1 protein-coding gene is annotated in these 803 nt (G+C 65.3%); it reads left to right on the forward strand.

Going from position 1 to position 803, the window contains the following annotated elements:
- Nucleotides 1-780 (forward strand): SDR family NAD(P)-dependent oxidoreductase (locus HLUSI_RS28195; protein ID WP_040503399.1); only part of this gene is annotated, 780 nt, incomplete at its 5' end.
- Nucleotides 781-803: the final 23 nt, after the last annotated feature.

Below are 803 nucleotides of genomic sequence, written 5' to 3' on the forward strand. Positions count from 1 at the left end.
AGCGCTGCCAGCGCCGTGATCTGCGACGTCACCAGCGCGACCGACGTCAAGGCAGCCGTCAAGCATTGCGTCGACCGCTTCGGCGTGCCGGACATCATCGTCAATAACGCCGGCACCACGCACCGCAACCAGCCCATGCTGGATGTCGACGAGGCGACCTTCGACCGCATGTACGCGATCAACGTCAAGTCGATCTACCACATGACGCGCGCGGTGCTGCCGCTGATGCGCGAACGCAATGCGCAGCAGAAGGACCGTGGCGGCGTGATGCTCAATATCGGTTCGGTGGCGGGCATCCGTCCGCGTCCCGGGCTGACCTGGTACAACAGCTCCAAGGGTGCGGTCAACATGCTGTCGAAATCGATGGCGGTCGAACTGGCGCCGGATCGCATCCGCGTGGCGGAAGAAACCGGCGCGCAGGCGGTGCAGATGGCGCACGACGGTTTGACCATCGACAAGATATTGACGCCCGCCGCGTTTGAAAACGCCATGCGGGTGTTGCTGGCCATCGGCGGGTCTACCAACGGCATCGTGCACTTGACGGCAATCGCCGGCCGCATGGGCCTGGAGATTGACCTGGACGCACTCGACCGCATGGGCCGCGAGACGCCGGTGCTGCTGGACTTGAAGCCTTCGGGAAAACATTACATGGAGGACTTCCACCACGCCGGCGGCATGGCGACGCTGTTGCGCGAACTCAAGCCGCTGCTGCGCCTGGAGGCGCTGACGGTGACCGGGCGCACGCTGGGCGAAGAGATCGAGCGCGCGCGCGCCCGGTGATGGGCGCGACCGGCTTGCTCGAA

Origin of the sequence: Herbaspirillum lusitanum P6-12 (assembly GCF_000256565.1) — a bacterium.
Lineage (GTDB): Bacteria > Pseudomonadota > Gammaproteobacteria > Burkholderiales > Burkholderiaceae_D > Herbaspirillum > Herbaspirillum lusitanum.